This is a genomic window from Phytohabitans sp. LZ39 (assembly GCF_059359075.1).
The window spans coordinates 1-21,929 of record NZ_JCADBM010000045.1 but is presented as its reverse complement, the minus strand read 5'-3'; the positions used below and the strand labels follow the sequence as shown (position 1 = coordinate 21,929).

General features: G+C 69.9%; 21 protein-coding genes. 3 read left to right on the top strand and 18 right to left on the bottom strand.

From position 1 onward, the window contains the following. Positions 1-30: 30 nt before the first annotated feature. Positions 31-1,053 carry a polyprenyl synthetase family protein gene (locus AC5L36_RS44600; RefSeq protein ID WP_441225108.1) on the bottom strand — a complete coding sequence of 341 codons (1,023 nt, stop codon included), beginning with the start codon at positions 1,051-1,053 and terminating at the stop codon, positions 31-33. Positions 1,054-1,320: 267 nt separating this feature from the next. On the opposite strand from AC5L36_RS44600, the gene AC5L36_RS44595 reads away from it, so the two are divergent. Genes AC5L36_RS44595 through AC5L36_RS44585 form a run of 3 tightly spaced genes read left to right on the top strand, consistent with a single transcriptional unit; the run spans position 1,321 to position 3,099 of the window. After that, positions 1,321-1,596 (top strand): hypothetical protein, encoded by a 276-nt coding sequence (locus AC5L36_RS44595; protein WP_441225107.1) that lies wholly within the window; start codon positions 1,321-1,323, stop codon positions 1,594-1,596. An 11-nt stretch (positions 1,597-1,607) separates the two neighbouring features. Beyond that, the gene (locus AC5L36_RS44590; protein WP_441225106.1) at positions 1,608-2,153 is read left to right on the top strand and encodes a hypothetical protein; all 546 of its coding nucleotides are present in this window, start codon (positions 1,608-1,610) and stop codon (positions 2,151-2,153) included. 1 nt (position 2,154) lies between these two features. Next, entirely contained in the window at positions 2,155-3,099 is a 945-nt protein-coding gene (locus tag AC5L36_RS44585; RefSeq protein WP_441225104.1) for a hypothetical protein, read from the top strand. 255 nt (positions 3,100-3,354) lie between these two features. Here AC5L36_RS44585 and nuoN read toward each other — a convergent pair whose 3' ends face one another. The 17 genes from nuoN to AC5L36_RS44500 form a co-directional block, all read right to left on the bottom strand. Then, positions 3,355-4,887 (bottom strand): NADH-quinone oxidoreductase subunit NuoN, encoded by a 1,533-nt coding sequence (nuoN, locus tag AC5L36_RS44580; protein ID WP_441225102.1) that lies wholly within the window; start codon positions 4,885-4,887, stop codon positions 3,355-3,357. Beyond that, complete coding sequence (locus AC5L36_RS44575; protein ID WP_441225100.1) at positions 4,887-6,410, bottom strand: NADH-quinone oxidoreductase subunit M; 1,524 nt, start codon at positions 6,408-6,410, stop codon at positions 4,887-4,889. The genes nuoN and AC5L36_RS44575 overlap by 1 nt, the downstream gene beginning before the upstream one ends. Next, complete coding sequence (gene nuoL, locus AC5L36_RS44570; protein WP_441225099.1) at positions 6,407-8,323, bottom strand: NADH-quinone oxidoreductase subunit L; 1,917 nt, start codon at positions 8,321-8,323, stop codon at positions 6,407-6,409. Before nuoL ends, AC5L36_RS44575 begins: the two co-directional genes overlap by 4 nt. A gap of 7 nt (positions 8,324-8,330) precedes the next feature. Next, on the bottom strand, positions 8,331-8,639 hold the full coding sequence (gene nuoK, locus AC5L36_RS44565; RefSeq protein WP_441225097.1) for an NADH-quinone oxidoreductase subunit NuoK: 309 nt from the start codon (positions 8,637-8,639) through the stop codon (positions 8,331-8,333). A gap of 37 nt (positions 8,640-8,676) precedes the next feature. Then, positions 8,677-9,438, bottom strand: a complete 762-nt coding sequence (locus AC5L36_RS44560; protein ID WP_441225096.1) for an NADH-quinone oxidoreductase subunit J — start codon at positions 9,436-9,438, stop codon at positions 8,677-8,679. Next, positions 9,435-10,022: an NADH-quinone oxidoreductase subunit NuoI gene (gene nuoI, locus AC5L36_RS44555; protein WP_441225094.1), complete on the bottom strand. Its 588-nt coding sequence runs from the start codon at positions 10,020-10,022 to the stop codon at positions 9,435-9,437. Before nuoI ends, AC5L36_RS44560 begins: the two co-directional genes overlap by 4 nt. Beyond that, positions 10,023-11,384: an NADH-quinone oxidoreductase subunit NuoH gene (gene nuoH / locus AC5L36_RS44550; protein ID WP_441225092.1), complete on the bottom strand. Its 1,362-nt coding sequence runs from the start codon at positions 11,382-11,384 to the stop codon at positions 10,023-10,025. It lies immediately after the preceding gene. Continuing rightward, positions 11,384-13,834 carry an NADH-quinone oxidoreductase subunit G gene (locus AC5L36_RS44545; RefSeq protein WP_441225090.1) on the bottom strand — a complete coding sequence of 817 codons (2,451 nt, stop codon included), beginning with the start codon at positions 13,832-13,834 and terminating at the stop codon, positions 11,384-11,386. The genes nuoH and AC5L36_RS44545 overlap by 1 nt, the downstream gene beginning before the upstream one ends. Continuing rightward, positions 13,835-15,151 carry an NADH-quinone oxidoreductase subunit NuoF gene (nuoF, locus tag AC5L36_RS44540; protein ID WP_441225088.1) on the bottom strand — a complete coding sequence of 439 codons (1,317 nt, stop codon included), beginning with the start codon at positions 15,149-15,151 and terminating at the stop codon, positions 13,835-13,837. Further along, on the bottom strand, positions 15,148-15,945 hold the full coding sequence (gene nuoE, locus AC5L36_RS44535; RefSeq protein WP_441225086.1) for an NADH-quinone oxidoreductase subunit NuoE: 798 nt from the start codon (positions 15,943-15,945) through the stop codon (positions 15,148-15,150). Before nuoE ends, nuoF begins: the two co-directional genes overlap by 4 nt. Continuing rightward, the gene (locus AC5L36_RS44530; RefSeq protein ID WP_441225084.1) at positions 15,945-17,270 is read right to left on the bottom strand and encodes an NADH-quinone oxidoreductase subunit D; all 1,326 of its coding nucleotides are present in this window, start codon (positions 17,268-17,270) and stop codon (positions 15,945-15,947) included. Before AC5L36_RS44530 ends, nuoE begins: the two co-directional genes overlap by 1 nt. Continuing rightward, positions 17,267-18,010 carry an NADH-quinone oxidoreductase subunit C gene (locus AC5L36_RS44525; RefSeq protein ID WP_441225083.1) on the bottom strand — a complete coding sequence of 248 codons (744 nt, stop codon included), beginning with the start codon at positions 18,008-18,010 and terminating at the stop codon, positions 17,267-17,269. Before AC5L36_RS44525 ends, AC5L36_RS44530 begins: the two co-directional genes overlap by 4 nt. Continuing rightward, positions 18,010-18,684 carry a NuoB/complex I 20 kDa subunit family protein gene (locus tag AC5L36_RS44520; protein ID WP_441225081.1) on the bottom strand — a complete coding sequence of 225 codons (675 nt, stop codon included), beginning with the start codon at positions 18,682-18,684 and terminating at the stop codon, positions 18,010-18,012. Before AC5L36_RS44520 ends, AC5L36_RS44525 begins: the two co-directional genes overlap by 1 nt. Before the next feature lie 13 nt (positions 18,685-18,697). After that, positions 18,698-19,063 carry an NADH-quinone oxidoreductase subunit A gene (locus AC5L36_RS44515; RefSeq protein ID WP_441225079.1) on the bottom strand — a complete coding sequence of 122 codons (366 nt, stop codon included), beginning with the start codon at positions 19,061-19,063 and terminating at the stop codon, positions 18,698-18,700. Between the two features lie 90 nt (positions 19,064-19,153). Beyond that, positions 19,154-20,416 carry a geranylgeranyl reductase family protein gene (locus tag AC5L36_RS44510; protein WP_441225078.1) on the bottom strand — a complete coding sequence of 421 codons (1,263 nt, stop codon included), beginning with the start codon at positions 20,414-20,416 and terminating at the stop codon, positions 19,154-19,156. 96 nt (positions 20,417-20,512) lie between these two features. After that, the gene (locus AC5L36_RS44505; RefSeq protein ID WP_441225076.1) at positions 20,513-20,740 is read right to left on the bottom strand and encodes a hypothetical protein; all 228 of its coding nucleotides are present in this window, start codon (positions 20,738-20,740) and stop codon (positions 20,513-20,515) included. A 39-nt stretch (positions 20,741-20,779) separates the two neighbouring features. Beyond that, positions 20,780-21,481 carry a demethylmenaquinone methyltransferase gene (locus tag AC5L36_RS44500; RefSeq protein ID WP_441225074.1) on the bottom strand — a complete coding sequence of 234 codons (702 nt, stop codon included), beginning with the start codon at positions 21,479-21,481 and terminating at the stop codon, positions 20,780-20,782. Positions 21,482-21,929: the final 448 nt, after the last annotated feature.

Below are 21,929 nucleotides of genomic sequence, written 5' to 3'. Positions count from 1 at the left end.
CCACTGTCTTTCACGCCGCCATGGCGGGTGTCAGTTGGTGCGGTCGGCGATGAAGTCGCAGAGGGACTCGAGCGCCAGCTTCGGCGCGCTGTCCGGCAGCGGGGACAGCCGGGTGCGCGCGTCCTCCGCGTACATGCGCACGGTCTCGCGGGCCCGCTTGAGCGCCGGTGACTCGCGCAGCAGCCCCAGCGCCTCCGCGTGCAGCGCGTCGTCGGTGACCGGGCCGGCCGCGAGGATCTCGCGCAGGCGGGTCGACGCGGCGTCGGCGTCGTCGGAGGCCAAGGCGTAGAGCACCGGGAGCGTGGGCACGCCCTCGCGCAGATCGGTGCCGGGCGTCTTGCCGGACTGGGCGGAGTCGGACGCGATGTCGAGCAGGTCGTCGGAGAGCTGGAAGGCGACACCGATCGTCTCGCCGTAACCCGCCAGGGCCTCGATGTGCTCGGGCGCCGCGCCGCCGAACATGCCACCGAAGCGGGCCGACGTCGCGATCAGCGAGCCGGTCTTTTCCGAGATGACGTCGAGGTAATGCGCGACCGGATCTTCGGCGCGCGGGCCGACCGTCTCGGCGATCTGGCCGTGCACCAGGCGGGCGAACGTGCGGGCCTGTAGCCGCACCGCCTCCGGACCCAGCTCCGCGGCGATGTCCGCGGCGCGGGCGAAGAGGTAGTCGCCGACCAGGATGGCCACCGAGTTGGTCCAGCGGGAGTTGGCGCTGGGTGCGCCACGCCGCACGAGCGCCTCGTCCATCACGTCGTCGTGGTAGAGCGTCGCCAGGTGAGTGAGCTCCATCACCACGGCGGCCGGCACGACAAGTGGGGCGCGTGGGTCGCCGAAGTGGGCGCCCAGCGCCACCAGCAGCGGGCGAAACCGCTTGCCACCGGCATCAACGAGGTGGCGCGCCGCCTCGGTCACGAAAGGGTCGGCACTCTTGACGCCAACCCTCAGTTCTTCTTCGACCACGGCCAGCGTCTGCCGCACCGAAGCCTCGAGAGCGGGATCGACAAAATCGAGCCCGATCGACGTTAATCCGCCCGTAACCTGCGCCCCGCCCACGCACCAACGATGCCACACCGCCCGGACGACCGGTGGGGCAGGGAGTGCTACAGGACCTACCTCACACACCCGCCTCGCCGGGGCCGCGGGCTAGGGATTTCATCGGCAAGGTCGATCTGCCTGTGCGCCTAGCCTCAGGGTTCACGCAGCCCGGAAACTTCTTCAGACGCCGCTTCCTCCGACCGGGAGCCGTCGGGAGCCGGTCGGGATCGGTCTCGAAGGCTCGCCGGAGAGCGGCGGCGACGGCGCCGGCCGGAGGTGTCGATCATGCCGCCACCCGCACCCGCGTCGCAGCTCCGTCCGGCACCGCCACGCGTCGCCTCCCCTCGGGCGCCGAAACGAGGCGACGCGGAGCGCCGGCACGGCAGCCCGGTCACCACGCTCGGCGGCTCCGTCGCCGCGTTGGCCCCGGCGCTCCAGGACGCGGTCCGCAACGCCGCGGTGGTCTCGATGGCCATGCGGACCAGCCGCCCCGAGACGCCCGAGCAGGCACCGACGACCGCGTCCGCCCTGGCCGGGCCGGCCCCGGCTGTATCTGGCTGATCATCCAGTTGGTGAAGCTGATCATCCGCTTCGTCGCCTGGCTGCTGGAGAAGGTGCGGGAACTGCTGCGGCGGCTCCGGCGGATGCTCCGGGAGCGGCGAAGGCGCCGCCGCAGGTCGCGCCGGACACCGCTGACCTGGAACGCCTCACTCTCGTACGGCGTGGTCACCGCGTCGGGCGGCATGCCGGGCACGCTGGACACCACGGCCAGGCTTCCGGCCAGGGCGCCCTTGCACGCCCACCACGTCTGGCCGAAGTACGTCGGCGGGCCGGAGGTGCAGCCGCTCATGTCCGTCCGGGACACCGTCCACATCAGCACCCTCCACCCGACCCTGCACCCCGTGCTGGCCGCCTCGGCCGCCGGGATGGGCTACCGGATCGTGTCGAACCGCACGAACACCGAGTTCATCCAGCATCTGCGGGCGAACATGGCCGACCGGCGGATCTTCGCGGCCGACATGACCGCCTACTACGTGGGGCTGAACAGGATCACCCGCCCGACGATCCCGCCACCGGCGTACTCTCGCGGCATCGCCCACTCCCTTCCCCGGATCTGACATGCGACGCACCTGGACGGTCGCCCTGTTCGAGCACGAGCAGCCCGACGCCCGCGCCCAGCGCGCGACCCGCCGCCTCGTCGACGAGTGGAACAGCGAGCAGACGCCGGCCCTGACGACGCTCCCCGGCCCCGACTGGATGCCCACGTCGTGGCGCGCCACCTTCGACGAGGCCGCGCGTGACCGCGTGGAGTCCCTGCGCGCCCGCCTCGTGGCGGCCCACGATTCCGACGGCGTCGAGTACCACTTCGCCTGGCGAGACCACGTCGAGGAGGAGGACTACGCCTCCGCGGACTTCATCGGGCTGCTCGGCGCGGAGCCCGACCTCTCGTTCCGCTTCCTCGTCAACGAGCAGACCGCGTTCACGCCCGCGCCGCCCTGCCCGACCTGCGGAGCCCAGGGCCCACTGGACGTCGCGCAGGACGAGCCCCTGGTGATCGACCGAAAGCTGCTCGACCGCGCCCTCGCCGACCTGGAGCGCCCCGCACCCGGCGGCTGGGACGCGGTGGGCCTTCCGTACGGGCGGCTGCTCGTCTCGCACAGGCTGCTCGCGACCCTGCGGGAGCGGCACGCCCGCGGCCACCGGACCAGCCCGGTGATCGACGCGGCCACCGGCGAGCCCGCCGACGAGTTGGTCCAGCTCTCCGCGGACCGCGCGGTGCTGGTGCCGTGCCCGGAGCACACCCGTGTGGACGGCGGTGGCATCTGCCCGACCTGCGGCACCAGCCACGGGACTCTCGACGGCTACTTCTGGATCCGGGACGACTGGCTCGACGACGACGAGGTCATCTCCCAGCACCCGAGCCGGGCGGCGGTGCTGAGCCTCAGCCGCCGGCTCCTCGAAGCGGTGCGGTCGTCCGCCCCGAACGGCGTCCGGCGAAACGGCGTGACGATGGTCTGCCGCCACCGGGCCGGCGGCGACCGGCGGTCAAACCCGACGCGCTAGAGACCTTTCGGAGTCGGAGGGTGGCTTCGCCCCCCATTTAGGACAGAGACTTGAGCTACCGCGACGTCCGTCGTGGTCCAGACCGCTGCTCCCGCGGCCGCACCCGTCCGCCGCTGGTCACCGCACCCCTACGCCCAACCGACGGAGGGGAAGGGGGCGGGGTTGACCGGGCTCACGCCAGCCCGACCCCGAAAGGTCTCTAGTGCGGCCACAAACGTTGGCCGGCTTCGCCGGCCCGGACACCTTGTGGCCGCGCTAGCGGACGAACTCGGCCGCGTTCGCGGTCAGGTCGAGCAGTGGGGCCGGTGCGACACCCAGCACGAGCGTGGCGACCACACCGATCATGAGCGCGGCCGCGGTCAGGCCGCCGGGTACCGACACGGCGGGCGTGCTCTCGCCGGGCTCGGAGAGCCACATCATGACCACCACGCGCAGGTACGGGAACGCGAGCAGCATGCTCGTGACCACACCGAAGATCACCAGCCACGCGTCGCCGGAGTCGAGGGCCGCGCCGAAGACCGCGAACTTCGCGATGAAGCCGCTGGTCAGCGGGATGCCCGCGAACGCCAGCAGGATGAACGTGAAGATGCCGGCGAACAGCGGCGAGCGGCGGCCCAGCCCGGCCCAGCGGGACAGGTGGGTGGCCTCGCCGTCGGCGTCGCGCACGAGCGTCACGATGGCGAACGCGGCGATCACGGTGAAGCCGTACGCCACGAGGTAGAACATCGTGCTGGACAGGCCGTCCTTGGACAGCGCCAGCACGCCCACCAGCAGGTAGCCGGCGTTGGCGATCGACGAGTAGGCGAGCAGCCGCTTGATGTCGGTCTGCGTCACCGCCAGCACCGCGCCGACGAGCATCGTGAGCACCGCGATCGCGCCGAGCACCGGCGTGTAGTCCCACGCGGCGCCGTCGAACGCGACGTACAGCACGCGCAGCAGGGCACCGAACGCGGCGACCTTGGTGCAGGCCGCCATCAGGCCGGTGATCGGCGTCGGCGCGCCCTGGTACACGTCCGGCGTCCACACGTGGAACGGCGCCGCGGCCGCCTTGAACAGCAGGCCGATCGAGAGCAACGCGATGCCGCCGTACAGCAGCACGGTGCTCTGCGTCGACTCGCGCACCGCGTCGTGGATCGAGCCGAACTGCACGCTGCCGGCGTAGCCGTACACCAGCGCGACGCCGAACAGGAAGAACGCCGAGGCGTACGCGCCGAGCAGGAAGTACTTCAGCGCCGCCTCCTGGCTGAGCAGCCGCCGCCGGCGGGCGAGCGCACACAGCAGGTACAGCGGCAGCGAGAAGACCTCGAGCGCCACGAACATGGTCAGCAGGTCGTTGGCCGCGACGAACAGCAGCATGCCGGCGATGGCGAACACCGCCAGCGGGTAGATCTCCGTGGCGCCCTGCGAACGCGCGGCCTGGCGGCGGTCGGCATCCGAGCCGACCGTGATCGCCGCCTGGGCCACGAACGCGCCGCCCTGCTCCAGCGACCGGTCGCCGACCAGCAGCAACGCCATCAGGCCGAGCAGGATGATCGCGCCTTGCAGGAAGAGCGTCGGGCCGTCGATGGCCACCGCGCCGCCCGCGGTGAGGATCCTCGTGTCCGCCTCGAACACGATGACGACGAACGCGGCCACGAGACCGGCCAGCGCCAGCACCAGCTGGGTGGTACGGCGGGCCGTGCGGGGCAGCACCGCTTCGAAGAACACGCCCACGCAGGCGACGCCGAACAGGATCAGCATCGGCGCGACGGCGCCGTAGTCGATCGGCGGAAGTTGGAGATCTTGCATCAACGCGATGCCTCCTGAACGGCGGGCGCGGGATCAGACTTGTCCACGTCCTGCATGGTCGCCTGTACGGCGGGGTTGATGACGTCGGTGACCGGCTTCGGGTAGAAGCCGAGCAGCAGCAGGAGCAGGATCAGCGGGGCCACCACGACCTTCTCCCGGATGGTCATGTCGCGCCGCATCCCGTCCACAGTGCTCAGTGCCGGGTTGAGCGTGCCCTGCGTAGTGCGCTGCACCATCCACAGCACGTACGCGGCGGCCAGGATGATGCCCGCGGTCGCGATCACCGCGACCGTCTTGTTGACCGTGAACGTGCCCACCAGCACCAGGAACTCGGAGATGAACGGCGCCGTGCCGGGCAGCGCGAGCGACGCCAGACCGGCGAAGAACAGCACGCCGGCCAGCAGCGGCACGAGCTTGCCGGCCCCACCGAAGTCGCTGACCAGCGCGGAGCCGCGGCGGGCCACGAACATGCCCACGACCAGGAAGAGCAGGCCGGTGGCGAGGCCGTGGTTGACCATGTAGAGCACCGCGCCGGTGCCGGCCTGCGTGGTGAACGCGAAGATGCCGATGCCGATGAACCCGAAGTGCGCGATCGAGGTGTACGAGACCAGCCGCTTGAGGTCGTTCTGCCCGACCGCCAGCAGGGCCGCGTAGATGATGCCGATCAGCGCGATCGCCAGCGCGTACGGCGCGAACCAGCGGGACGCCTCGGGGAACAGCGGCAGGCAGTACCGCAGGATCCCGAAGGTGCCGACCTTGTCGAGCACACCGACCAGCAGCGCGGCCGAGCCGGCCGGCGCGGCGCCACCGGCGTCCGGCAGCCAGGTGTGGAACGGGAAGAACGGCGCCTTGATCGCGAACGCGACGAAGAAGCCGAGGAACAGCCACCGCTCGGTGCCGGTGGAGAAGTCGGCCGACAGCAGCTGCTGCCAGTCGAACGTCTTGCCGCCCAGCACCCACAGCCCGATCACCGCGGCCAGCATGAACAGGCCGCCGACCAGCGAGTAGAGGAAGAACTTCACCGCCGCGTACTGGCGCTGGTGGCCGCCGTACGAGCCGATGAGGAAGTACATCGGCACCAGCATGATCTCGAAGAACACGTAGAACAGGAACACGTCGGCGGCCGAGAAGACGCCGAGCATCGTGCTCTCCAACGCGAGCAGCAGGGCGAAGTAGACCGGCACGCTGCGCTTGGAGGCGTCCGCGTCGTGCCACGACGCCAGGATCACCAGGGGTACCAGGATCGCGATCAGCAGCAGCATCACCAGCGCGATGCCGTCGACGGCGAACGTGAACCGCGCGTCCCAGGCCGGGATCCACGTGTACGACTCGCGGAACTGGAAGCGCTCGCCCCCCGCGTCGTACGCGATCCACATCACGACCGCGAGGACCGCGACGGCGACCGACCAGATCAGGGCGACCCGCTTGGCGAGCTCCGGCTTGGCGCGCGGCAGGAACGCCACCACCAGCGCACCGACCAGCGGCGCTCCGGTCAGGATGGACAGGAACGGAAAGTCACTCACGCCAACCATCCCAGCTGGAGAGCGAGAAACGCGGCTACGACCAGCAGCGCACCCGTGAGCATGGACATCGCGTACGACCGCACGAACCCGGTCTGTAGCCGGCGCAGCCGGCCCGACCCGCCCCCGACCGCGGCGGCGAGCCCGTTGACGAGGCCGTCGACGCCGCGGTTGTCGAGGAAGACAAGCGCCCGGGTGAGGAAGATGCCGGGCTTTTCGAAGACCGCCTCGTTGAACGCGTCCGCGTAGAGGTTGCGCCGCGCCGCCATCACGATTGGGCCAGCGGGCTGCTCCTGCTCGGCCGTGCCGTTACGGAACAGCGCGTAGGCCAGGCCGGCGCCGAGCACCGTGACCACAAGGGACAGTGTGGTGATCAGCCCGTGAGACAGCACCGCCTTGTGCTCCTCGTGCTCGCCGAGCACCGGCGTCAACCAGTCCACGACGCTTGTCGACATCAGCCAGCCGGCGGCGACCGAGCCGACCGCCAGCAGCACCAGCGGCACCCACATGACCGGCGGCGACTCGTGCGGGTGCTTGATGTCCTCGGTCCACCGCTTGGGCCCGTGGAACGTCAGCACGAACAGCCGGGTCATGTAGAACGCGGTGAGCGCGGCGCCGAGCAGGGCCGCCATGCCGAAGAGCCAGGCGGTCCAGCCCTCGCGCTCGAAGGCAGCCACGATGATCGGCTCCTTGGTGAAGAAGCCGGAGAACGGGAACATGCCGATGATCGCCAGCCACGCCAGGCCGAACGTGACCCAGGTGATCCGCATGTACCGCCACAGGTCGCCGAAGCGCCGGATGTCGGTCTGGTCGTGCATCCCGTGCATGACCGAGCCGGCGCCGAGGAAAAGGCCGGCCTTGAAGAAGCCGTGCGCCAGCAGGTGGATGATCGCCAGCGCGTACGCGCCGCCGCCGAGCCCGACGCCGAGGAACATGTACCCGATCTGGGAGACCGTCGACCAGGCCAGCACCCGCTTGATGTCGTCCTTCGCGCAGCCGATGATGCAGCCGATCAGCAGCGTGAGCGCGCCGACGCTGACCACGACCGTCTGGAGCGTCTCGTTCGCCGAGAAGACCGGGTTGGACCGGGCGATCAGGTACACGCCGGCGGTGACCATCGTGGCCGCGTGGATGAGCGCGGAGACCGGGGTCGGGCCTTCCATCGCGTCCGGCAACCAGGCCTGGAGCGGGAACTGGCCGGACTTACCGGTCGCGCCGAGCAGGAGCAGCAGCCCCATCATCAGCACCACGCCGGAGGAGAGCTCGCCGACGCCGTTGAACACCCCGTCGTAGTTGACGGTGCCGAGCTGCTGGAACATCAGGAAGATGGCGACCGCGAAGCCGGCGTCGCCGACCCGGTTCATCAGGAACGCCTTCTTGCCCGCGGTGGCCGCCGACGGCCGGTCGTACCAGAACGCGATCAGCAGGTACGACGCGAGACCCACGCCCTCCCAGCCGAAGTAGAGCATCACGAAGTTGTTGCCGAGCACCAGCAGCAGCATCGCGGCGGCGAAGAGGTTGAAGTATCCGAAGAACTTGCGCCGCCCCGGGTCGTGCTCCATGTAACCCACCGCGTACAGGTGGATGAGGGAGCCGACGCCGGTGATCAGCAGCACGAACACCGCGGACAGCGGGTCGAACAGCAGCCCGAAGTCGACGTGGAACGAGCCCACCGAGATGAAGTCGAAGAGCTTCACCTCGGCCGACTTGTTGTCGAGCCCGCGCAGCTGGAAGAAGTAGATCAGGCCCAGCACGAAGGTGACGGCGATGCTGCCGACGCCCAGCACGTGCCCCCACTTGTCGGCCCGCTTGCCGAGCACCAGCAGGATCGCCGCGCTGGCGAGCGGGATGGCCACCAGCAGCCAGACGGTGGACAGGAAACCATCCGCGGCCGCGTATTCCACGGTCTCGTGCATATCCGCCTCAGTACTTCAACAGGTTGGCGTCGTCGACGCTGGCCGACCGCCGGGTCCGGAAGATCGACATGATGATCGCGAGCCCGACCACGACCTCGGCCGCGGCCACCACCATGACGAAGAACGCCATGATCTGGCCGTCGAGGTTGCCGTTGAGCCGGCTGAAGGTGACCAGCGCGAGGTTGGCCGCGTTGAGCATCAGCTCGATGCACATGAACACCACGATCGCGTTGCGCCGGATCAGCACCCCGACCGCGCCGATGGTGAAGAGCACCGAGGCAAGTACCAGGTACCACTCTGGATTATGAAGATTCACTTCACAGCCCCATCTTCAGTTCGAGAGTTCGCTGCGCTCACTTCTCGGTACCCTTCGGCGCTGACTCCGCCGGAGTCAGCTCGCGGGCGGGCAGGATCTGGGAGATGCTCCGGTCGGTCAGCGTGCCGTCGGGCAGGCGGCCGGGGGTGGCGACCGAGTCGGATGTGGCGTAGACGCCGGGGCCGGGCTTCGGGCCGGGGTAGTTGCCGGGGGCGAACCGCGCCCGCATCATCTCCGGCTGGGTGCGCTTCTCACCGCGACGCCGCTCGAGGTGCGCCAGCACCATCGCGCCCACCGCCGCCGTGATCAGCAGCGCGGACGTGACCTCGAACGCGAAGACGTACCGGGTGAACAGCAGGGAGGCGATGCCCTGCACGTTGCCGGCCTGGTTGGCCTGTTCGAGGCCGACCGCCGGGTCGTTCTGGAACGCGCGGGAGACACCCGTGCCGACCAGCCCGGCGAAGCCGAGGCCGAGCACGACGGCGCCCAGCCGCTGGCCGCGCAACGTCTCGATCAGCGAGTCGGACGCGTCTCGGCCGACGAGCATCAGCACGAAGAGGAAGAGCATCATGATCGCGCCGGTGTACACGATGATCTGCGCCAGGCCGATGAACGGCGCCGACTGGAGCACGTAGAACACGCCGATGCAGAGCATGGTCAGCACCAGCCACAGCGCGGAGTGGATCGCGTTGCGCGCGAAGACCATGCCGATCGCGCCGATCAGCGCCGGCCACACCAGGATCCAGAAGGTGACCGCCTCGCCGGTGGACATGCCGCCGGCGGCCGCGAGCGAGCTCACGCCGCACCTCCCGTGGTGCCCGAGCCGTCCGCCGTGTGCTGCTCCGACCACGGGGCCCGCTCGGCACCGGCCGAGGTGCCCGGGTTGGTCAGCGCCCCGATGTAGTAGTCCTTCTCGGTGTCGCCGAGGTACATCGGGTGCGGTGGCTGGTCCATGCCCGGCAGCAGCGGCGCGAGCAGCTGCTCCTTCGTGAAGATGAGATCCTGGCGGCTGTCCCGGGCCAGCTCGTACTCGTTGCTCATGGTCAGCGAACGGGTCGGGCAGGCCTCGATGCACAGTCCGCAGAAGATGCAGCGGGCGTAGTTGATCTGGTACACGCTGGCGTACCGCTCGCCCGGCGAGTAGCGCTGGTCCTCGGTGTTGTCGCCGCCCTCGACGTAGATCGCGTCGGCGGGACACGCCCAGGCGCACAGCTCGCAGCCGATGCACTTCTCCAGGCCGTCGGGGTGCCGGTTGAGGATGTGCCGCCCGTGGTAGCGCGGGGCGGAGACCGGCGTCTCGAACGGGTACGCCGTGGTCACCGTCTTGCGGAACATGTGCGCGAAGGTGACCCCGAACCCCTTGAACGCTCCGATGGCGCTCATCTAACTCTCCTTATCCGGGAGGTCTCCGCCGGCGCCCGCGCCGACGTTCGCCGGCTCGCGCTCGGCCACCGCGCGGCGGGCGCGGGGGCTCGGCGGCACCTGGAGGTCCATCGGCGGGATCGGGAAGCTCCCCGGTGGACGGGACTTGACCTGCTCTTCGAGGGGCTTGTCCGGCGCGCGCTTGCCGCTCGGCCAGAGCAGCGCGAGCAGGACGATCCCGACCAGGAACCCGCCGAGGATCACGAACTTCTCGTCGCCGGTGTCCTCGTCGCGCGCGACCTGGAGGGCGGCCAGCGACAGGATCCAGACCAGGTTGATCGGCAGCAGCACCCGCCAGCCGAGCTTCATGAACTGGTCGTACCGGAGCCGGGGCAGCGTCGCCCGCAGCCACACGAAGACGAAGACCAGCAGCACGACCTTGATGAAGAACCACAGCATCGGCCACCAGCCGGAGTTGGCACCGGCCCAGATCGTGGTGATCGGCGCCGGCGCCCGCCAGCCGCCGAGGAACAGCGTCGCGGTGGCCGCCGACATCGCCACCATCGCCACGTACTCGGAGAGCATGAAGAGCAGGAACTTCAGCGACGAGTACTCGGTCATGTAGCCGGCGACGAGCTCGGACTCGGCCTCGGGGAGGTCGAACGGAGCGCGGTTGGTCTCGCCGACGATCGCGATGAAGAAGATGATGAAGCTCGGCAGCAGCAGCAGGGCGTACCAGCCCGGCGCGTCCACGTTGATCGGGCCGAGGTCGAACTCCTTGCCGCTCGCCTGCGCCGCCACGATCTGGCTCGTCGACATCGTGCCGGAGAGCATGAAGACGGCCACGACCGACAGGCCCATCGAGACCTCGTACGAGATCATCTGAGCGCTCGACCGCAGGCCGCCCAGGAGCGGGTAGGTCGAGCCGGAGGCCCAGCCACCGAGCACGATGCCGTACACCGCCATGCCGGAGCAGGCCAGGATCAGCAGCACCGCCACGGGTACGTCGGTCACCTGAAGCGGGGTGCGGTGCCCGAAGATGCTCACCATCGGCCCGAACGGGATGACCGACAGCGAGGTCATCGCGCAGATCACCGCGACCGTTGGCGCGAAGAAGAAGACCACCTTGTCCGCGGTACGCGGCATGATGTCTTCCTTGAACGCGCCCTTGAGGCCGTCGGCGAGTGTCTGGAGCAGGCCGAACGGGCCGGCCTGGTTGAGGCCCGGCCGCACCGCCATCCGCGCCACGACCCGCCGCTCGAACCACACGCCGAGCAGCGTGCAGACCATGCCGAAGGCGAAGACGAAGACGACCTTGATGAGCACCAGCCACCACGGGTCGTGCCCGAAGTCCTGGAGCGTGGGGTCCTGTGCGAGCGGCATCAGTGCGTCCCCCTCGAAAGCCGTACCACCGCGCCAGACGTGGCGCCGAGCGCCCGCCGCACGGTCGAACCGGGTGAGTTCGTCGGCAGCCAGACGACGCCGTCCGGCATGTCGGTGATCGCCGCCGGCAGCGTGATCGCGCCGCGGTCGGTGCCCACCGTGACCGGGTCACCGTCGGCGACGCCGAGCGCCTCCGCCGGGCCCTTGGCCAGCCGCACGACCGGCGGGCGGGCGGTGCCGCCGAGGTACTCGTCGCCGTCGGTCAGGCTGCCCAGGTCGATCAGGTGGTGCCAGGTCGCCAGCACCGCCTCGCCGGCGGCCAGCGTAGGCCGAGGTCCCGGCGCGGTCGTCGGCGCGTCCGGCCGCTCCGCGCGGGTCGCCGGCAGCGAGCCGAGCTCGCGGCGGATCAGGTTGACCTCGCCGGTGCCGAGCGTGACGCCGAGCTGGGCGGCCAGGGCGTCGAGCACGCGGGCGTCGTTCATCGCCGGCGTGGAGAGCACCGCCTCGAACGTGCGCAGGCGCCCCTCCCAGTCGACGAAGCTGCCGGCCTTCTCGACGACCGGTGCGACCGGGAAGACCACGTCGGCGCGGCGGCTCACCGCGCTGCGCCGCACCTCCAGGCTGACCAGGAACGGCACCGTGTCCAGCGCCTGCTCGGCCAGCCGCGGGTCGGCCACGTCGGCCGGGTCGACGCCGGCCACGACGAGCGCGCCCATCCGGCTGCCAGCGGCCGCCGCCAGGATCGCGTTGGTGTCCTTGCCGACCTGGCTGGGGATGACGCCCGCCTCCAGGTCCCAGGCACCGGCCAGCTCGGCGCGGGCCGCGGCGTCGGTCACCAGCCGCCCGCCGGGCAGCAGGTTGGGCAGGCAGCCCGCGTCGACCGCACCCCGGTCGCCGGCGCGCCGCGGCACCCAGGCCAGCTTGGCGCCGGTACGCCCGGCGAGCGCGGCGGCCGCGGACAGTCCACCTGGGACGGTCGCGAGCCGCTCGCCGACCAGGAGGATCGCGCCCTCGGCCCGCAGCGCCTTCTCGACCGACTCGTCGTCGGCCAGCGCCTGGGCCTCCTCGCCCGGCGCGACGAGCGCGACCGAGGCGCCGAGCTTTTCGAAGCCGCGGGTCGCGAACGGCGCGAGCGCCAGCACGCGGGTGCGGCTCTTCGTGACCGCCTTGCGCAGCCGCAGGTAGAGGATCGGGCACTCCTCCTCCGGCTCCAGCCCGGCGATGACCACGACCGGCGCCTTCTCCACGTCGGTGTACGTCACGTCGGTGCCGCCGACCACAGTGGACGCCAGGAAGTCGGCCTCTTCGGTCGAGAGCGGCCGGGCGCGGAAGTCGATGTCGTTGGAGCGCAGCGCCACCCGGGCGAACTTCGCGTACGCGTACGCGTCTTCGACCGTGAGCCGGCCGCCGGTCAGCACGCCGATGCCGTGCGCGCCGTCGCGGGCCTTGCGCAGCCCTTCGGCGGCCACGGCCAGCGCCTCGGACCACGGCGCCTCGCGCAGCTCACCGGTCTTCGCGTCGCGCACCATCGGCGTGGTGATGCGGTCGAAGGCGGTGGCGTACTGGAAGCCCCACCGGCCCTTGTCGCAGTTCCACTCCTCGTTGACCTGTGGGTCGTCGCCGGCCAGCCGGCGCATGACCTTGCCCCGCCGGTGGTCGGTGCGCTGCGCGCAGCCGGCCGAGCAGTGCTCGCAGACGCTCGGCGAGGAGACCAGGTCGAACGGGCGGGCGCGGAACCGGTACTGCGCGCCGGTGAGCGCGCCGACCGGGCAGATCTGCACGGTGTTGCCGGAGAAGTAGGAGTTGAACGGGGTGTCGCCTTCCCCGTCGCCGGCCGCGCCGTCGCCGGTGCCTTCGCCGCCGAAGAAGTCGTCCCGGTACACGTTGATCTGCTCGCCGGACGAGCGGTCCATCAGGTCGATGAACTTGTCGCCCGCGATCTCCTCGGAGAAGCGGGTGCAGCGCTGGCAGAGCACGCACCGCTCGCGGTCGAGCAGCACCTGGCTGGAGATGTTGATCGGCTTCTGGTACTCGCGCTTGTGCTCGTGGAAGCGGGAGTCGGCGCGGCCGGTCGACATGGCCTGGTTTTGCAGCGGGCACTCGCCGCCCTTGTCACACATCGGGCAGTCGAGCGGGTGGTTGATCAGGAGCAGCTCCATGACTCCCGCCTGCGCCTTCTTGGCCACCGGCGAGCTGAGCTGGGTCTTGACCACCATGCCGTCGGCGACGGTCTGCGTGCAGGAGGCGACCGGCTTACGCTGCCCCTCGACCTCGACCAGGCACTGCCGGCAGGCGCCCGCCGGCGCGAGCAGCGGGTGGTCGCAGAACCGCGGGATCTCGATGCCCATCTGCTCGGCGACGCGGATGAGCAGCGCACCCTTGGGCGCGGTCACCTCGACGCCGTCGATGGTGAGCGTTACCGTGTCCGCCTTCTTGGCCACGTCGGTCATTTAGTGCGCTCCCACAAGCTGCTTGGCGCTCAACCGAGGCGCTTTCCGGCCCTCGATGTAGTCCACGTAGTCCTGCTTGAAGTACTGGATCGACGAGGTCACCGGGCTTGTCGCACCGTCGCCGAGCGCGCAGAACGAGCGGCCGAGGATGTTGTCGCAGGTGTCCAGCAGGGTGTCCAGATCCTGGTGGGTGCCGGCGCCGGAGAGGATCCGGCGGTAGATGCCCACCATCCAGTAGTTGCCCTCGCGGCACGGGGTGCACTTGCCGCACGACTCGTGGTGGTAGAACTCCAGCCACTTGTACGTCGCGTACACCGGGCAGTCCTGGTCGGAGAAGATCTGCGTGGCCGTGGTGCCGAGGATCGAACCGGCGGCCGCCGCGCCCTCGAAGTCGAGCGGCACGTCCAGGTGCTCGGCGGTCAGCAGCGGCGTCGACGAGCCGCCCGGCGTCCAGAACCGCAGCTCGTGGCCGGGCAGCATGCCGCCGGCCAGCTCCAGCAGCTCGCGCAGCGTGATGCCCATCGAGCACTCGTACTGGCCCGGGTTGACGATCCGGCCGGACAGCGAGTAGATCATCGGGCCGGACGACTTCTCCGTGCCCATGGTCTTCCACCAGGCGGCACCGCCCAGCACGATGTACGGCACGCTGGAGATCGTGCCGACGTTGTTGACCACCGTGGGGCTGGCGTAGAGGCCGTGCGTCGCCGGGAATGGCGGGCGCAGCCGCGGCTGGCCGCGGAAGCCCTCCAGCGAGTCCAGCAGCGCGGTTTCCTCGCCGCAGATGTACGCGCCTGCTCCACTGTGGACGACGACGTCGAGGTCGTGCCCGGAGCCGAGGATGTCGGTGCCGAGGTACCCGGCCGCGTACGCCTCCTGCACCGCGTTGCGCAGCCGGCGGGCCGCGTGTACCGCCTCACCGCGGATGTAGATGAACGCGCGGTTGGCCCGGATCGCGTACGACGCGATGATCACGCCCTCGATCAGCGAGTGCGGGTCGTGCGTCATCAGCGGGAGGTCTTTGCAGGTGCCCGGTTCGCCCTCGTCGGCATTGACCACGAGGTAGTGCGGCTTGCCGTCGTTTTGCGGGATGAAGCCCCACTTCAGCCCGGTGGGGAAACCGGCGCCGCCGCGACCGCGCAGGCCCGAGTCCTTGATGAGCTGGATCAGGTCGTCGGGGTGCGCGGCCAGCGCCTTGCGCAGCGCGGCGTACCCGTCGAGCTGCTCGTAGACGCCGATCCGCCAGGCCTCCGGCGACAGCCAGCGCTTGGTGAGGACCGGAGTCAGCTTCTCCAGCACCTCACGACGGGGGGACGTCATTTGGCCTCCTTGAGAGCCTGCTCGTGCGCCTTCGCCGGCTGGCCCGACGGCGAGCGGTCGCGGGCCGGCTGGTTGGCCGCCACGCCGGCGGCCTGCGCCGGAGCGGCGTCGCCCTGCGAAGACTTGATCGGCGTGTCCGGGTCGAAGCCGGAGACGCTGACGCCGTGTTGCTGCGCCAGCCGCACCCCGCGCAGGGTGGGGTCGCCGGCCGGCCCGTCGGCCATCGCCTCCTCGCGCGGCTCGGCGAAGCCGGCGAGCTGGAGCGACATCTCCTTGAGCGTGCAGAGCCGGGCCCCGCGGGTGGGCTGCGGCCGCTGCCCGGCGCGCAGCTGGTCGACCACGTGCACGGCGGTGTCCGGGTCGACGCGGTCGAAGAACTCGTAGTTGACCGTCATCACCGGGCCGTAGTCGCACGCCGCCAGGCACTCGGCGTGCTCGAACGTGATGGTGCCGTCGGCGGTGGTCTCGTCGTGCCCGACACCGAGGTGATCGCTCAGCCGGTCGTAGATCTCCTGGCCGCCGAGCACGTTGCACATGGTGTTGGTGCAGACGCTGACCAGCCAGTCACCGGTCGGCCGCCGCTTGTACATCGTGTAGAACGTGGCCACCGCACCGACCTGGGCCTTGGTGATGCCCAGCAGCTCGGCGCAGAACTCCACGCCGGCCGGGGACACGTTGCCCTCTTCGGACTGCACGAGGTGCAGCAGCGGCAGCAGGGCCGACCGCGACCGGTCGGCGGGGTAGCGCGCGATGATCTCCAACGCCTTCGCGCGCGTAGCGTCACTGAATCCCACTAGCGGTCACACCCACCCATCACGGGGTCGAGGGAAGCGCCCCCGGCGATCACGTCGGCGATCATGCCGCCCTCGGCCATGGCCGGGATCGCCTGGAGGTTGATGAAGCTGGGCTCGCGGTAGTGCACCCGGTAGGGCCGGGTGCCGCCGTCGGAGACCGCGTGCACGCCGAGCTCGCCGCGCGGCGACTCGATGCCCACGTACACCTGGCCGGGCGGAACCCGGAAACCCTCGGTGACCAGCTTGAAGTGGTGGATCAGCGACTCCATCGACTGACCCATGATCTTGGCGACGTGTTCCAGCGAGTTGCCCATGCCGTCGACGCCGATGGCGAGCTGCGCCGGCCAGGCGATCTTCTTGTCGGCCACCATGATCGGGCCAGGCTTGAGCCGGTCGAGCGCCTGCTCGATGATCTTCAGCGACTCGCGCATCTCGGCCATGCGGACCAGGTAGCGCCCCCACACGTCGCCCGTCGGCGTGGTCGGCACGTCGAACTCGTACGTCTCGTAGCCGCAGTACGGCATGGTCTTGCGCAGGTCCCACGGCAGGCCCGCCGAGCGGAGCACCGGGCCGGTGATGCCGAGCGCCAGGCAGCCGGTCACGTCGAGCACCGCGACGTCCTTGGTGCGCTGGTGCCAGATCGGCTGGCCGGACAGGAGCGCCTCGTACTCCTTGAGCTTCTTCGGCATCATCGCCAGGAACTCGCGGATCTTGACGATCGCCTCGTCGGGGATGTCCTGCGCGACGCCGCCCGGCCGGACGTACGCCATGTTCATCCGCAGGCCGCTGACCATCTCGAAGATCTCGAGGATGTACTCCCGCTCGCGGAAGCCGTACAGCATCATCGAGATCGCGCCGAGCTCCAGGCCGGTGGTGCCCAGCCAGACCAGGTGCGAGGCGATCCGGTTGAGCTCCATCATGAGCACCCGGATCGTCGTGGCCCGCTCGGTGATCTCGTCTTCGATGCCGAGGAGCTTCTCCACCGCCAGCGCGTACGCCGTTTCGTTGAAGAGCGGCGCGAGGTAGTCCATCCGGGTCACGAACGTCGAGCCCTGGATCCAGTTGCGGTACTCGAGGTTCTTCTCGATGCCGGTGTGCAGGTAGCCGACGACCACCCGGGCCTCGCGGACGGTCTCGCCCTCAAGCTCCAGGATCAGCCGGAGCACGCCGTGGGTCGACGGGTGCTGCGGGCCCATGTTGACCACGATCCGCTCGTCCTGGATCGGGTCGGTGCCGCCGACGACGGTGTCCCAGTCACCACCGGTGACGTTGAAGACCTTGCCCTCGGTGGTCTCGCGCTCTGTCGCGTACCCCGGTGTGGTCATTGGTAGCTCCTCCGCTTGTCCGGCGGCGGTATCTCGGCGCCCTTGTACTCCACGGGCACCCCGCCGAGCGGGTAGTCCTTGCGCTGCGGGAAGCCCTCCCAGTCGTCCGGCATCAGGATCCGGGTGAGGTTGGGGTGGCCCTCGAAGATGACGCCGAAGAAGTCGTACGTCTCCCGCTCCTGCCAGTCGGCCGTCGGGTAGACCTGGGTGACGCTCGGCACCCGCGGGTTTTCGGCGGTGACCGCCACCTCCAGCCGCACCCGCCGCCGGTATGTCATCGAGGTCAGCTGGTAGACCACGTGCAGGCGGCGGTCGTCGGCGCCCAGGTAGTCCACACCGGACACCGACGAGCAGAGCTCGAAGCGGAGCCCCTCGCTGTCGCGCATCACCCGGCAGACCTCGGCGATCCGCTCCGGCTTGATGTGCAGGGTCAGCTCGCCCCGGTCGACGATCACCTTCTCGATCGCGTCCTCCAGGCCGGGGAACGCGTAGTCGAGCGCGTCGTACACCTCGTCGAAATAGCCGCCGTACGGCCGGGCGGTGCCGACCGGCTCGACCCGACGGCGCACCAGCCCGCCGAAGCCGGAGGTGTCGCCGGAGCCGTGGATGCCGAACATGCCCTTGCCGGCCGGGCTTGCCGGCGGGTACTCGGCGGGCGCGCCGGCGGTGGCACCAACCGGCGGTGCCTGCACGGGCACGCCGCCGCCCGGGTCCTCGCTGGGCTTGTTGGGTTCAGCCATTACCAGCGCCCTCCAGCCTGAAGGTGCCTCTCCTCTTGCATCCACTTTTCGATGCGCAGCTGCTCCTCGCGCCCCTCGCGCACGGCCTGCGTCCACTCGGCGCGCTTGGCCTTGTCGGAGCGGTACGACGAGGGCATCGAGCCGGGCGCTACCGCGGGCACGTCGCCCCGGGCGATCCTGGCCTCGAGCATCTTGCGGCCGTTGGCGCCGAGCGGCTCGTACATGATCTTCTCGCGGAGCTTGAGGATCGCGTCGATCAGCATCTCCGGCCGCGGCGGGCAGCCGGGCAGGTACATGTCGACCGGCACGACGTGGTCGACGCCCTGCACGATCGCGTAGTTGTTGAACATGCCGCCGCTGCTCGCGCAGACGCCCATCGACAGCACCCAGCGGGGCTCGGCCATCTGGTCGTAGATCTGGCGCAGCACGGGGGCCATCTTCTGGCTCACCCGGCCGGCGACGATCATCAGGTCGGCCTGGCGGGGCGAGGCGCGGAAGACCTCCATGCCCCAGCGACCCAGGTCGTAGTGCGGCGCACCCGCGGCCATCATCTCGATCGCGCAGCACGCCAGCCCGAAGGTGGCGCCCCACGTCGAGGTCTTGCGGGTCCAGTTGACCAGCTTTTCGACGCTGGTCAGCAGGATGCCGCTCGGCAGCTTCTCTTCGATTCCCATGGCGCGTAAGACCTCAGTCCCAGTCCAGACCCCCGCGCCGCCAGACGTAGGCGTACGCGATGAAGACCGTCCCAATGAAGAGCAGCATCTCCACGAACCCGAAGACGCCGAGCGCGTCGAAGGACACGGCCCACGGGTACAGGAAGATGATCTCGATGTCGAACACGATGAAGAGCATCGCGGTCAGATAGAACTTGATCGGGATCCGCCCGCCGCCAACCGGCTCCGGCGACGGCTCGATGCCGCACTCGTAGGCGGCGAGCTTGGCCTTGTTGAAGCGACGCGGGCCGAGCAGCGGCGCGATCGCGACGGAGAAGACCGCGAACGCCGCGGCGAGGGCGAAGACCCCGATGATGGGTACGTACGGCGAGAGCGACATCCTCTTTCCCCTGCTCGTCCTTCCCTGCCTGCGTCTATCTCGGTCCAGCGGTTACTTCGATCGATTCACACTATTCACACGCGTGCGGGCTCATACCGCCGGGGCCACCCTGGTCATGGCGTTGATGACCCGGTCCATCGCGTCGCCACCGCGCGGATCCGTCAGGTTTGCCAGGAGTTTGAGCACGAACCGCATCAGCGTCGGGTGCGGCATGCCGTGCCGGGTCGCGATCTTCATGATCTGCGGGTTGCCGATCAGCTTCACGAAGATGTTGCCCAGCCGGTAGTACCCGCCGTACCGCGCCTTGAGCTCGGCCGGGTAGGCCGCGAGCGCCTTCTCCCGGGCCGGTCCGGCCGGCCGGGACAGCGCCTGCACCGCGACCTCCGCGGCGAGCTCGCCGGACTCCATCGCGTACGCGATGCCTTCGCCGTTGAAGGGGTTGACCATGCCGCCGGAGTCACCGACCAGGAGCACGCCCCGGGTGTAGTGCGGCACCCGGTTGAAGCCCATCGGCAGCGCGGCGCCGAGGATCGGGCCGTCGGCGTTGGCCTCGTCGGCCATGCCCCAGTCCGGCGGGGTGCTGCCGAGCCAGTCGACCAGCAGCCGGCGGTAGTTGGTCTTGCCGAACGCGGCCGAGGAGTTGAGCACGCCCAGGCCCACGTTGACCCGGCCGTCGCCCATCCCGAAGATCCAGCCGTAGCCGGGCAGGAGCTTGTCGCCCGCCTCGCGGCTGCGCAGCTCCAGCCAGGACTCCAGGTAGTCGTCGTCGTGCCGCAGCGGCGAGTGGTAGTAGCGCCGGACGGCGACCCCGATCGGCCGGTCTTCGCGCTTGGCCAGGCCCATCGCGAGCGGGAAGCGGCCGGAGACGCCGTCGGCGGCGATCGTCAGCGGCGCGTGGAACGTCTTCTCCTCGCCGTCGACCTCCGCGACCACGCCCACCGCGCGACCGGCGCCGTCGAGCACCGGCCCGGTGACGTTTGCCTTGGTGTGCAGCACCGCGCCGGCCTTGACCGCCTGCTTGGCGAGCAAGTCGTCGAAGTCGAGCCGGGTGCGCACGAGGCCGTAGTCGGGGAAGCTGGCCAGCTCCGGCCAATCGAGCTCGAGGCGCACGCCGCCGCCGATGACCCGCAGGCCCTTGTTACGCAGCCAGCCCGCCTCCGGGCTGGTGTCGATGCCGAGCTTGACGAGCTGCTTGACGGCGCGCGGAGTGAGCCCGTCGCCGCAGACCTTCTCCCGGGGGAACTCGGTCTTCTCCAGCAGGAGCACACGCAACCCGTGTCGGGCCAGGTGGTAAGCCGTTGTGGAACCACCCGGACCGGCGCCTACGACAATGACGTCGGCTTCGTCGGTCACGGTTCCACCTCCGATCGGTGCGCTCGTGAAATGCTTCACAAGCGTTTCCGTGTGGAGTCTAGAACCGGCCCACGGGGGCCACTTGGTTAGGCAACCCTAATGTTCTTGGTTGGCCGCGACTTCGCTGGCCGCACTGCTTTCGGTGACCCGTCCGGGCATCGCCGGGACCTGTTCGGTGACCTTCTGGCCATCGAAGTGCATCCCTGCCCGCCCCAGTGCGGCCGTCAGGTCGGCCGCGAGGCGCTGCGCGGCCTCCGGGTGCTCTTCGGCCAACTGCCGCATTTGCGCGAGCATGTCCGCGATCGCGTCGCTTTCCCCCGCCATGCGCGCAGCATAACCGCGAAATGCCCCATTTGTGGCTTTCTACGGGCGAGTCGCGCGGTGCAGGGCGACGATCCCGCCGGTCAGGTTGCGCCACGCCACGCCCTGCCAGCCGGCCGCATCGATCACCGCCGCGAGCCCAGCCTGGTCCGGCCACGCCCGGATCGACTCGGCCAGGTACACGTACGCATCGGGATTGCTCGACACCCGGCGGGCCACCGTGGGCAACGACCGCATCAGGTACGACATGTAGACCTGCCGGAACGGCTCGGCGGTCGGGTGGCTGAACTCACACACCACGAGCCGCCCACCGGGCCGGGTGACCCGGGCCAGCTCGCCCAGCGCGGCGGCCGGGTCGACAACGTTGCGCAGGGCGAACGAGATGGTCACCGCGTCGAAGGCGGCGTCCGGGAAGGGCAGCCGCAGCGCGTCACCGGCCAGCAGCGGCACGCCCGGCCGTACGCGGCGACCGGCCTGGAGCATGCCGATGGAGATGTCGAGGCCCACCGCGTACGCCCCGGAGGTGCCCAGCTCCTGCGTCGAGACCCCGGTGCCGGCGCCGACGTCGAGCACCCGCTGCCCCGGCGCCAGGTCGAGCGCGTCGCGGGTGGCCTTCCGCCACCCCCGGTCGCGGCCGAAGGAGAGCACCGTGTTGGTCAGGTCGTACCGCCGGGCCACGCCGTCGAACATCGCGGCGATCTCGTGCGGCTGCTTGTCCAGGTCTGCGCGGGTCACGCGTCCCATCATCGGGTACCCGAAAAAACGCCGTGAGCGAGGCGGTCTCCCACCCCGCCCACGGCGGTCTTGCTCTATGTATACGACCGGCGCACGGTCGAGACGCAAATCACCGTCTGGGGGCCACCGAGACGGCGATAGGACGCGAGGACGCTAACGTCGCGCCACGATCTCGCGCGACCCCCGGTTCGTTATCACAGGGTGATCTGATCGCGACCTCGGCACCAGTTCGTCCACATTGGTCCGCAGTTTAACGAGCCGAACCGACTCGGCGTCTGAGAGAGATCCAACGGAACGCGCACCAACTGCCAACCGTTCGGCCCAGTCGGTTGGTGCGCTCCAGATCCCAACCCAAAGATAGAGATGTGGGCTACCGCGACGATGCTCCTATGGTTGTCAAGCGGCGGGGTCAGGGTCGTTTGTTGTGATGATTTGGTAGAGCTCGCGGGCGATGTAC

Bases quoted from the DNA above. Each gene is read 5' to 3' on its own strand.
- nuoI (WP_441225094.1), bottom strand. From the start codon at position 10,022: ATGAGCGCCATCGGAGCGTTCAAGGGGTTCGGGGTCACCTTCGCGCAC.
- AC5L36_RS44525 (WP_441225083.1), bottom strand. From the start codon at position 18,010: ATGGCTGAACCCAACAAGCCCAGCGAGGACCCGGGCGGCGGCGTGCCC.
- nuoL (WP_441225099.1), bottom strand. From the start codon at position 8,323: ATGCACGAGACCGTGGAATACGCGGCCGCGGATGGTTTCCTGTCCACC.
- nuoH (WP_441225092.1), bottom strand. From the start codon at position 11,384: ATGCCGCTCGCACAGGACCCCACGCTCCAGGACTTCGGGCACGACCCG.
- AC5L36_RS44515 (WP_441225079.1), bottom strand. From the start codon at position 19,063: ATGTCGCTCTCGCCGTACGTACCCATCATCGGGGTCTTCGCCCTCGCC.
- AC5L36_RS44595 (WP_441225107.1), top strand. From the start codon at position 1,321: ATGCCGCCACCCGCACCCGCGTCGCAGCTCCGTCCGGCACCGCCACGC.
- AC5L36_RS44585 (WP_441225104.1), top strand. From the start codon at position 2,155: ATGCGACGCACCTGGACGGTCGCCCTGTTCGAGCACGAGCAGCCCGAC.
- AC5L36_RS44520 (WP_441225081.1), bottom strand. From the start codon at position 18,684: ATGGGAATCGAAGAGAAGCTGCCGAGCGGCATCCTGCTGACCAGCGTC.
- nuoF (WP_441225088.1), bottom strand. From the start codon at position 15,151: ATGACGTCCCCCCGTCGTGAGGTGCTGGAGAAGCTGACTCCGGTCCTC.
- AC5L36_RS44505 (WP_441225076.1), bottom strand. From the start codon at position 20,740: ATGGCGGGGGAAAGCGACGCGATCGCGGACATGCTCGCGCAAATGCGG.
- nuoN (WP_441225102.1), bottom strand. From the start codon at position 4,887: ATGCAAGATCTCCAACTTCCGCCGATCGACTACGGCGCCGTCGCGCCG.
- AC5L36_RS44530 (WP_441225084.1), bottom strand. From the start codon at position 17,270: ATGACCACACCGGGGTACGCGACAGAGCGCGAGACCACCGAGGGCAAG.
- AC5L36_RS44500 (WP_441225074.1), bottom strand. From the start codon at position 21,481: ATGGGACGCGTGACCCGCGCAGACCTGGACAAGCAGCCGCACGAGATC.
- AC5L36_RS44545 (WP_441225090.1), bottom strand. From the start codon at position 13,834: ATGACCGACGTGGCCAAGAAGGCGGACACGGTAACGCTCACCATCGAC.